Genomic DNA, 9,328 nt, shown 5'->3' on the forward strand with positions numbered 1-9,328 from the left:
CCGCTACCACGTCACTGCCGACGGCATCCGGATCGCGGTGTTCTACACCAAGGTCTACAACCGGCTGCTGGTCCCACTCACCGCTGCCGACCCGCCCCAAGCCCCACCCCAGTTACGACAAGCGCTGCGCACCCTCGACCGGCACGTCAAGGACTCCATCGATCGGGCACGCCTGGCAACGACAGCCTCAAACTTGACACAGATGTGAAGAAGCCCGCGACCAAAGATCGTTAGCTGTGCCCGATCATCACGTTGCTGACGCCGGCGTGTAGGCGCGTGGCGGGTGGCTGGTCCCCGGTCGCGGTGTGCGGCCGATGGTAATTGAAATGGATCAGCCAGCGGCGCAGCGCGTCGTGGCGTTCGTCCTCGCTGTTCCACGCGCGGGCATAGCACAGCTCATGGGCCAGGATGCGGTGGTAGCGCTCCACTTTGCCGTTGTGCCGCGGGGTGAACGCCCGGATGCGCTGGTGGCGGGTGCCGCCCAGGGAGCGGGCGAAGCGCGGCGAGGTGTAGCAGGGCGCGTTGTCGGTGATCACACGGGTGAGCTGGGTGATGCCGTGGGCGCGGAAGAAGGCCCGGGCACGGGCGAGGAACCCCACCGCCGTGTCGGCGGTTTCGTTGTCCAGTGCCTCGGTGTCGGCCAGCCGGGAGTAGCCATCCAGCGCGGTGTGGAAGTAGGCGTAGCCGACCTTCTGGCGCCGGGCGGCCCGGTCACCTGGGCTGCCGCGGCCGTGGATGCGCCAGCCACCGCCATCCGGGATGCGGCCGATCTTCTTGACGTCGACGTGGACCATGTGGCCGGGGTAGCGGGCGGTGATCCGCCGCGGGCGGCGGTTGGTCGCGCCGGTGGGATCCAGCAAGCCACGTCGGTTGAGCCCCAGCCGGGTCAGCCAGCGGCCCACGGTCGCCGACGAGACCGTCACGCCTTCCGCAGCCAGCGTGTGCACGATCAACCTGGCCGAGTACTTGTGCTCGCGGCGCAATGCCTCGATGCGGGTCACCACCTCCCGGGAGGTACGGCGTGGGCTGTGCCGAGGCGTGCTGCGTCGATCGAACAGCCCATCCTCGCCGCGGGCGCGGTAGCGGCCCACCCACTTGCTCAACGTCTGCCGGGCGATACCGGCCTCGGCGGCGACGTGGGCGATCGGGCGTCCGGCTTGCACCCGGCACACCAGACGCAGCCTGCCGGCCGGGGTTAGTGGGGCATTACCGTGGATCACGGGCGGGCCTTTCTCGGTGTTGCTCGGCACGTGTCTTCGCACTTCACATGCTGCAACCGGAGGCCCGCCCCCCTTGATCACACCCCCTCAGCCCGGCCGGCCCGTGGCGTCACCAACGTCATGAAAAGCAACAACTAGCCCCTTCAATCGCGCTACGCCGTCGTCATTCAACGATGCTGCGGCGACCATGTGCGACGACGACACCGGGTTCCGCTGCGTCGTATCAGCCGAAACACTGGAGAAGATGCTCCACCAGTAGCGACCGGCACACCCAACCCTCATCGCGCTGGCGCGGCGATGCCGGACAAGATGGGGCTATGCGCGTGCTGGTGCTCGGTGGGTCCTGGTTCCTCGGTCGTGCGGTCGTCGAGACGGCGTTAGACCGCGGGCTGGAGGTGACGACGTTCCGCCGTGGCCTGTCCGGCGGTGCTGACCCGGACGGCGTGCGCGGCATCCGCGGTGACCGCACGAACCCGGCCAACCTGGAGCGTCTGGCGTCGGCGGGTCCTTGGGATGCCGTGGTGGACACGACGGGCTACGTGCCCCGCGATGCGCTGGCCGTGGCGCGGGCGCTTGAGCCGGTGGTGGAACGGTACGTGTTCGTCTCGACGGTGTCGGTCTACCGGGGATGGCCGGTCGAGCCGTTGACGGAAGCCTCGCCGGTGCTGGAGTGTCCGCCCGATGCTGGTCCGCACTATGGGTATGACGGCGACCCGGGCCCCTCGGTATACGGGTTCACCAAGGCGGGGTGCGAGCGGGCCGTCAGCACGGTGTTCGGGCCTGAGCGGACCACGGTCCTGCGCCCCGGGGTGATCCTCGGTCCGCGGGAGTACGTCGGCCGGCTGCCGTGGTGGTTGCGCCGGCTGGAGCGCGGCGGCCAGGTGCTCGCCCCCGGCGACCCGGATCGTGCGATCCAACCCGTCGACGTGCGCGATGTCGCGGTGTTCGCCCTGCACTCGGCCACGGTGCGGGCGGGCACCTTCAACGTCACCGGCCCCGGTGTGGATACGTTCGGGTCGTTGCTTGCCGAGTGCGCCGCCGTGACGGAGTCGGACGCGGAGCTGGTGTGGGCGGCTGACGACTTCCTGGTCGAGCAGGGCATCCGGCAGTGGACCGAGTTGCCGCTTTGGCGAACCTACGCCGGGGCATGGGACGTGGATGCCTCTGGCGCCCGCGCGGCCGGGCTGGTGACACGACCCCTGGCCGAGACCGTGGCCGATACGTGGAAGTGGATGCACTCCGGCGAGGAAGGTATCCAGCACGAGCGCGCCGCCGAGCTGGGTATCACGCCGCAGCGAGAGGCCGAGGTGCTGGCGGCCTGGCACGCCCGGTAGCTACTCGCCTGCGGTGATGGCGGGCCGGGCGGTGATGCGGGCCAGCGAGGCGGCAGTGAACTCCTCGATCTGCTCACCGAGCCGACGGGCCTCGACCGCACCGCGGTAGCGGGTGCTACCCAGCGCGTGAGCAAGGATGGCCAGCCGCCGGCTCAGCGCCTCGGTGCGCCGATCCGGGCTCAGCTCGAACACCGGCGTCAGCGCCTCTTCGGTGCCGGCGAGATCACCGCGCAGCGTGCGAGCGGCGGCCAGGTCCACTTGCGCGCCCAGCTCTCCAGCAACCCAGCGTTGCGCCGGCGGCCTGGCAGCGAACAGCTCCAGCGCCGTTGCCGCCTCAGCCGCGGCACGGTCGCCGTCGCCAAGACACACGTAGGACGCCCCGGCGCACAGCGCTCGTCGGGAGCGGTCGAACCCGAGTTCGCCGCCGACCTCGTCCAGGAAGGGATCGTCGCCGGCGCGGTCCAGCTCGTCCGCGGCGTCGTCCAGCGCGGTGGCGACCTCCTGGCGTGCGCCGATCATCGACAGGGCGCGAGCGTGAACGAAATGCAGCCGGGCCCGCGCTGTGCCCGCCGGGGCGATGGCCAAGGCGGCCTCGGCGATGGCCACGGCGCGGCGAGGCCGTCCCGACCAGAACGTGACGGTGACCTGCAAGGCACGCGCCCACGCCAGCAGTGACGCGTGGTCGATGACGCTGCCGTAGGTGTGGGCGGCGCGGGCCTGCTCATCGGCCACCTCCGGGTGGCCGAGGTCCCACGAGACCGAAGACAGCAGACCGCAGACCTGGCCGGCGATGAGGTACAGCTCCGCCTTCTGACGGGGCTTGTTGGTGCGATCGAGCTGGGTGTAGACGCTGTCCCGCAGCCGCACGAGGTCGCCCAGCAGCGCCAGGGGCGGCGTCGTGTAGTACGCGCGGGCGGCCCGCTGCGCCTCGGCGTGCAGCTGCTCCAGCGCCGAGGGGTCCAGCGCCGAGGCTGCGGTCAGCGCGTGCTCCACCGACTCTCGTCCCGCGGTCACGATCAGTTCCTCCTCGGTCCTGGTGGGCGCCGGCTCCACTTCGGCCAGCGGGGGACCCAGCAGCGTGGCCGTGGGCTCGCCCCACCAGTGGGCCAGCACGCGGCACGCGGCCGGCCGCGGTAACTCGGACTTGCCGGCGAGCCACCGTTTCGCCTGCGATTCCGAGACGCTGACCCGCTCACCGAGGTCATTGGCGGCCTGGTCGAAGGCGGCGCAGAACTCGCGGACGCTCATATGCGCGTTCTGAAAGCGCTGTTCGAGCCTCGTGCGTGGCTGCTGCTGTGCCATCCCGACCTCCCCGTGCTGGCTTCACGGTACGAGCGCGCCCACCAGCACGGCTGCGATCGGCAGAGCAATGACCCCCGAACGGCCTCAAATGGCCCCGTCGTGGCCTCTCGCTGCACCCCGCGTCGTGGCGACCGTCAGGGCATCGCACCACGGTCCGACAGGAGGGCAACATGATCGAGGTTGACCCGCGGCTGCGCCTGATCCTCGTGCTGGCCGGGTTGGGCGCCCTTCCCGTGTGGATGCTGGCCACAGCCGTGGCGCGCTGGTGGTCGACCTCGCTCACGGTCGTCGTGGCGCGCGCACGGCTGGACGCCTGGTGCACGTGCTTCGGCCGCGACCTGCGCTCCAAGCTCCCGGCCGCCTCGCTCCCCCTCGTCGGCGGCCGGGTCCTGCCCACGGCGGGGCCGGTGGCCCCGAACGCCGGCCTCGCCGTGTCCCATCCCGGGCGGACGGCATGACCGCGCCGATTCTGCTGGTGCGCTACCGCGTCGGCGTGGTCGGTGAGTCCCGCCGGGTTGTGCACGTCGTCCCGCTGGCCGACGCCGATGCGATTCCCGAGGTGCTGGCCACCTACTGCGGCGAGCGCATCCCGCTGGGCACGGTGGACCTGCTCGACCGGCCCCGGGGCATGCCGTGCACGTCCTGCCTGGCCATCGCGCCCCTGCCGGCCGTCGACGACCTGCCGAAGCGGGACGGCAGCACCGCGCTGCCACCCCGCCGGGGCGAGCACACCCCGCCGGACCAGCACGTGATGCAGCGCGTGCTCGATGCCCTGCGCCGAAGTCTCACCCACGACGCCGCCATCAGCGGCAGCATCGTCGGTGCCCACCGCTGATCCAACCAAACCGCACTCCACAGGCCGCCTGGTCAACCGGGACCAGGCCAATCGGGAAGGAACCCCACCGTGTCCCAAGCCGCCGCGACCACAACAGCCCGGTCCACGTTCCTGTGGCTGGAACTCACCGGCACCTGCCAACTGGCCTGCTCGCACTGCTACGCCGACAGCTCACCGGCCGGCACGCACGGGTCGATGGCCGCCGAGGACTGGCGGCGGGTCATCGACCAGGCCGCCGAGATGGGCGTGCGCACCGTGCAGTTCATCGGCGGCGAGCCGACGCTGCACCCGGACCTGTCCGCGTTAGTCCGCCACGCCTTGTCCCGGGCGCTGGCCGTGGAGGTGTTCACCAACCTGGTGCACGTCACGCCGGCGCTGTGGGACGTCTTCTCCCAGCCCGGCGTATCCCTGGCGACCTCGTACTACAGCGACGACCCCGACCAGCACGCCGCGATCACCCAGCGACGCACCCACGCCCGAACCCGGGCTAACATCGCCGAGGCCGTGCGCCGGGGCATCCCGATCCGTGTCGGGGTGATCGACCTCGGTGACGGCCAGCGCGCCCAGGAAGCGATGGACGAATTGCTGGCGCTCGGCGTGGAGAACATCGGCTACGACCGGCTGCGCCAGGTCGGCCGCGGTGTGCGGGACCGGCAGCCCGGCGCGGACCAGTTGTGCGGCCGCTGCGCGGACGGGGTGGCCGCGGTCTCGCCCGACGGCGCGGTGTGGCCATGCGTGTTCAGCCGATGGATGTCCATCGGAGACGTGCGCCAGCAGCTGCTTCGGGAGATCATGTCTCGCATGTCCGATGTCCGCGCCAGCCTTGCGGCCGAGGGAATGCCGACCGGCGTGCGCGCCTGCGGACCCGACTGCGCGCCCAACGGCGCCAACTGCTACCCGATCCACTGCCACCCGCGTGCATGATCGGAACCCGTTAGCACCATGACCCACGGCACAGCCGGCGACGCGACCGAGGAGACGACGAACATGGACACCGACCAGGCGGAAAGCGACCTGCGCCGGTGGATGCTCCGCAATCTCGATCGCGCCGCCGAGCTGTTCGGCCTCATCGTCACCGGCGAACCGCAGTGGGGTTGGTGGCTTCGCTCGATCAGCGCTCCGGCCAGGGGCCCGGACGGCGCGTGCTGGCTCCGCGTCGGCGCCGAACACGAGCGGTGGGTCACCGACGCCAGGGTGTCCGACTTCTGGATCGGCATCTCCGACTCGGCCGCGATCACAGGGGTCTCCAAGCCGATCGTGCTGCACAGCACCGAGTGGGCCGAGCCGGACCGGCGCCGGCGTGTCCGCGCCGATGTGATGGCGCTCCTGCCCGGCCGTCCCTGCTCACCCACCGATGTGCTGCGCTCCGCGCCGGATCTCCCGGACGCCTGGTGGACCGACCTGCGCCGCAGCCTCGACGCTCTCCGCAGCCACCCCACCACCCGGTTCGCCGAGCGCGGCCAGTCCGGCGACCGCGTCCGCGACATGCTCGGCATCGAACTGCACATCGACCAGTTCGAGACCGTCCACGGCGACCTGCACTGGAACAACGTCCTCGGCCCAGAATTTGGGCTGCTCGATTGGGAGATGTGGGGACGCGGTCCCGCCGGCATGGACGCGGCCAGCCTCTACCTCCACGCCCTGCTCGTACCGGACATCGCCGGCCGGGTTCACAACATGTTCGCCGATGTCCTGGACTCCCCGGCCGGCCGCGCAGCGCAGATTCACGTTGCAGCCGCCGTGCTCGACCGCGCCCGGCGGGAACCCGACTACGCCGACCTCGCCAACGTGCTCCGGGAACACGTGCGCCCGCTGATGGACACCGCCGTGCAGAACTGACTGGAGTCAGGGCGCGGGTTGCGCCCACCGAGGACCACGGCCTCAGCCCGGCACCTGTCATCAGAGCCTTGAGACGAGCGATTGCGAAGGTTCTTCAGATTTTGAGGCTGTCACACAGCGTGCCGAGCGCGGATCGTGTCAGCAGTTAGTGCAGCCGACCGGGAGGTGTGCCTGGCCAGGCACTTCAACCCGCTGTAAGCAGGTACCTCCGATAGGCCGGACTTAAGTCACCCGGCCGTTTATCGTTCCGTGACTGCCGTCCGGCGTGTCGCGCGCAGCAACCAGCCAGTAACTGGGCGAGCTCCGGCATGATGACTGCACAGCCTCTTTACCCACGGAAGCTGGATGCGACCCCCTGTGGCAGCAGGGGGCCGCATCGCATCGGTATCCCGTCCAGAACACGCTGGCTCGCAACCAGGACGCATGTACTTGGAGGAACTGTGGCGATCATAGGGCCACCGGCAGCCGGTTGCTAGAGATCGGCGCAAGTTGCGTCTGATCCTCAGACGCGCCACGTACAGCGACGGCTACCCCGTTAGCCGTGCCGCCTGTTCGGGATACCAGGGCTGGCCCCAGCGCACCTAACTTCGCCAGCCCGCAGGCACACCGCCACATGCTGTGCCGCCCCGCGGTTGGCATCCCAACCGGACCTAGTGATCCCACCGGCCGACACTGCCCGCCTGCCGGCAGCAGAAGCCATGCTTTCTTCAAGGAACACACCTTGCCAAAACGATCTTCCTGTAAGCCGGCCTCCCTCTACCGGTTCGAGGGCGGCCTCGACCTCATGCGCTACCTGCTGCCGCTCAGCAGCGCGGAGGTAACCGCCGATCGCCTGGTGCCCATTGACGAGCTGACCTGTCGCCTGATGGCTGGGGTGCTGCCCTCGGAGCGCCCTTCCTGGGCAAGCCACGTCCGCTCGCTGACCGGCATTGACGTTGAGTTGCCAGGCAGTTCGCCCTTCGCTGTGCTCCTGGTGCCACTGGGGCGATGGACCTACGCCATCGCCTGGGGTGCCGGGCACCTCCTGCTCGATGATCAGCTGATCGACCCCGGGTTTGGGCTGCAGTTCGGCATTCGCCGTCTCGACCCGTCGCGGCTCGGGTTCGTGGCCAGCTCGGCGCTCGGTACCAGCGGCCGGTCCAGCCAAACATCGATACCCGGCGGCAGTGACCTGGGCGGCTTCCACTTGCAGCCCTACGGAGACCTGATCAACCGGCTGGCGGGTGCGGCTGACCTCAGCGGCCTCACCTACCACCGCGACACCGGCCGGAGGTACCGCATCCGAACCGGGGACGGCCTGTTCCTGCCTTTGCCGTGCAATCCCCGCGACTTGATCGCCGACCTGTTGGCGATCGAGGCTGCTATCGAAGCGCAGGACAGTGACTCGTTGCTGCGTCCGGCGTTCCGGATCCGACCCGTGCCTAAGAATGACCGGCACCTGGCCGAACTGGGCGAGCGTCTTGCGGCCGCGCTCGGTGGGGATGAGCGTTTCGGTCGGCTCGGTCTGGCCTGGCCGGCCGAGGCGGTGGACGCGGCCGAAGGGGCGGTGACCTTCAGGACTCTCGGCCTGGAGCGCAACGCACCGCCCGTGGAACGCGACCTCGAGTTGGAGGACCTGGTCGCAGCCTTCAAGGGGCTCTCGGTCGCGGGCCGCGTGAACAAGCTCGGTACCGCCAAGCTCGTCGCGTGCGCAGATGAGGATGGCACGGAGATGCTCGGCCGGCCGATCGCGATACGCAAGTGGCTGGTCTTCGAGACGAGCATCGGCTTCACTCGCTACTGCTACAACCAGGGCCAGTGGTTCAAGATCGGCGAGAAGTTCGTGAGTCAGATCCGTGATCAGGTGACCGATTTGCTCAAACGCCGTGCCGACCTGCGCTTCCCGCTGTGGACGCCGACAGGTAAGCCGGACGACGAGCACCGGTTCTGCCTGAAGGCGGCGATGGAGCCGGGCTACCTGTGTCTGGACCAGAACTTCGCCACGACGCCCCTGCACCCGCGGCTGGAACTGTGCGACCTCGTCGGCCCGCAGAACGAGTTGATCCACGTAAAGTGGCTGACGCGGGCTACCGCGGCCAGCCACCTGTACACGCAGGCGCTCGCGTCGGCGACCTCGCTCAGGGATGAGCCGGAAGCGAGGGCCGAGCTCGACAAGAAGGTTCGTGCCCATGACGCGTCCCGTGCGGGGCTCAACCCCTCGGCGGTGGTCCTGGCCATCGCCGGCCGCCGATGGGATATTGATCAACTGTTCGCACTGTCTCAGATCGATTTGCTGCGGCTGGACTCGGCAGTTCGCCATCAGCAGATGACCCTGCAGTTCGCGGATATCCCATACGTCGAGAAGAAGAGGTCCGGCCGCGCGGGCCAGGCTGCGTAGGAAGCACTGGCTGGAAACTGCCCTGTGCGGTGGGACGACGGCACCCACCGCACAGGGCAGTTGCCGAGGTCCACTCAGCCCCTGCCCTGGGCACGGACGTCCACGGCGAGAGCTGAGCTGCCGAGGAGCGCGACCATGCGGAGAAAGCAGAGCCACTTAGCCGCGGGGAAGTTCGCCCAGGAAAGGTTGCCCACCGCTGCCCGTAGCCCTCTCCTTCGGTTCAGACCTCGAGGACTGCTGCGCCGAATACGCGCCAAAGCATCATTCAATATCTGCGTACCCGCCACGAAAAGGCAGGTCATCCATGAAGGGGTGGGGCCGGTCAAGCCTTGATGGTGCGTGGGGCAGCCCTTGTTTTGCCCGGCTTCCGGCTTGCTGGGGGCAGGCGCGCAGAAGGTGTCGGGGTCCAGGCTGGCCGTAG

General features: G+C 69.4%; 9 protein-coding genes. 7 read left to right on the top strand and 2 right to left on the bottom strand.

Translation table 11 applies throughout. The annotated features are described in order from the left end of the window. On the top strand, positions 1–208 hold a 208-nt coding region (locus FFT21_RS29385), incomplete at its 5' end, for a hypothetical protein (protein ID WP_225978817.1). Between the two features lie 22 nt (positions 209–230). Here FFT21_RS29385 and FFT21_RS27615 read toward each other — a convergent pair. Then, positions 231–1,220 (bottom strand): IS481 family transposase, encoded by a 990-nt coding sequence (locus FFT21_RS27615; RefSeq protein WP_137816853.1) that lies wholly within the window; start codon positions 1,218–1,220, stop codon positions 231–233. Between the two features lie 317 nt (positions 1,221–1,537). Between FFT21_RS27615 and FFT21_RS27625 the strand changes: the two genes are divergently transcribed. Beyond that, positions 1,538–2,554 (top strand): NAD-dependent epimerase/dehydratase family protein, encoded by a 1,017-nt coding sequence (locus FFT21_RS27625; protein WP_137816849.1) that lies wholly within the window; start codon positions 1,538–1,540, stop codon positions 2,552–2,554. Here the strand turns inward: FFT21_RS27625 and FFT21_RS27630 are convergent, their stop codons facing one another. Continuing rightward, positions 2,555–3,856: an NsdA family TPR-like regulatory protein gene (locus FFT21_RS27630; protein WP_137816850.1), complete on the bottom strand. Its 1,302-nt coding sequence runs from the start codon at positions 3,854–3,856 to the stop codon at positions 2,555–2,557. 170 nt (positions 3,857–4,026) lie between these two features. Here FFT21_RS27630 and FFT21_RS27635 point away from each other — a divergent pair, with 170 nt between their 5' ends. The 5 genes from FFT21_RS27635 (at position 4,027) to FFT21_RS27655 (ending at position 8,907) form a co-directional block, all read left to right on the top strand. After that, positions 4,027–4,314: a hypothetical protein gene (locus FFT21_RS27635; protein WP_137816851.1), complete on the top strand. Its 288-nt coding sequence runs from the start codon at positions 4,027–4,029 to the stop codon at positions 4,312–4,314. Further along, positions 4,311–4,691: a hypothetical protein gene (locus FFT21_RS29390; RefSeq protein WP_192909801.1), complete on the top strand. Its 381-nt coding sequence runs from the start codon at positions 4,311–4,313 to the stop codon at positions 4,689–4,691. The genes FFT21_RS27635 and FFT21_RS29390 overlap by 4 nt, the downstream gene beginning before the upstream one ends. Positions 4,692–4,760: 69 nt before the next feature. Then, a complete protein-coding gene (locus FFT21_RS27645) occupies positions 4,761–5,615 on the top strand; it encodes a radical SAM/SPASM domain-containing protein (protein WP_225978818.1) in 855 nt (284 codons plus the stop codon). Positions 5,616–5,633: 18 nt separating this feature from the next. Further along, complete coding sequence (locus FFT21_RS27650) at positions 5,634–6,530, top strand: phosphotransferase (RefSeq protein ID WP_225978819.1); 897 nt, start codon at positions 5,634–5,636, stop codon at positions 6,528–6,530. A 784-nt stretch (positions 6,531–7,314) separates the two neighbouring features. Further along, positions 7,315–8,907, top strand: coding sequence for a TIGR04141 family sporadically distributed protein (locus FFT21_RS27655; RefSeq protein ID WP_371856876.1), 1,593 nt, complete (start codon positions 7,315–7,317; stop codon positions 8,905–8,907). The last annotated feature ends 421 nt before the right edge of the window (positions 8,908–9,328 follow it).

Origin of the sequence: Gandjariella thermophila (genome assembly GCF_005405885.1) — a bacterium.
GTDB lineage: Bacteria > Actinomycetota > Actinomycetes > Mycobacteriales > Pseudonocardiaceae > Gandjariella > Gandjariella thermophila.

Coding starts and splice junctions, on each gene's coding strand:
- FFT21_RS27625 (WP_137816849.1), top strand. CDS start 1,538: ATGCGCGTGCTGGTGCTCGGTGGGTCCTGGTTCCTCGGTCGTGCGGTC.
- FFT21_RS27630 (WP_137816850.1), bottom strand. CDS start 3,856: ATGGCACAGCAGCAGCCACGCACGAGGCTCGAACAGCGCTTTCAGAAC.
- FFT21_RS27635 (WP_137816851.1), top strand. CDS start 4,027: ATGATCGAGGTTGACCCGCGGCTGCGCCTGATCCTCGTGCTGGCCGGG.
- FFT21_RS29390 (WP_192909801.1), top strand. CDS start 4,311: ATGACCGCGCCGATTCTGCTGGTGCGCTACCGCGTCGGCGTGGTCGGT.
- FFT21_RS27650 (WP_225978819.1), top strand. CDS start 5,634: ATGACCCACGGCACAGCCGGCGACGCGACCGAGGAGACGACGAACATG.
- FFT21_RS27655 (WP_371856876.1), top strand. CDS start 7,315: ATGCGCTACCTGCTGCCGCTCAGCAGCGCGGAGGTAACCGCCGATCGC.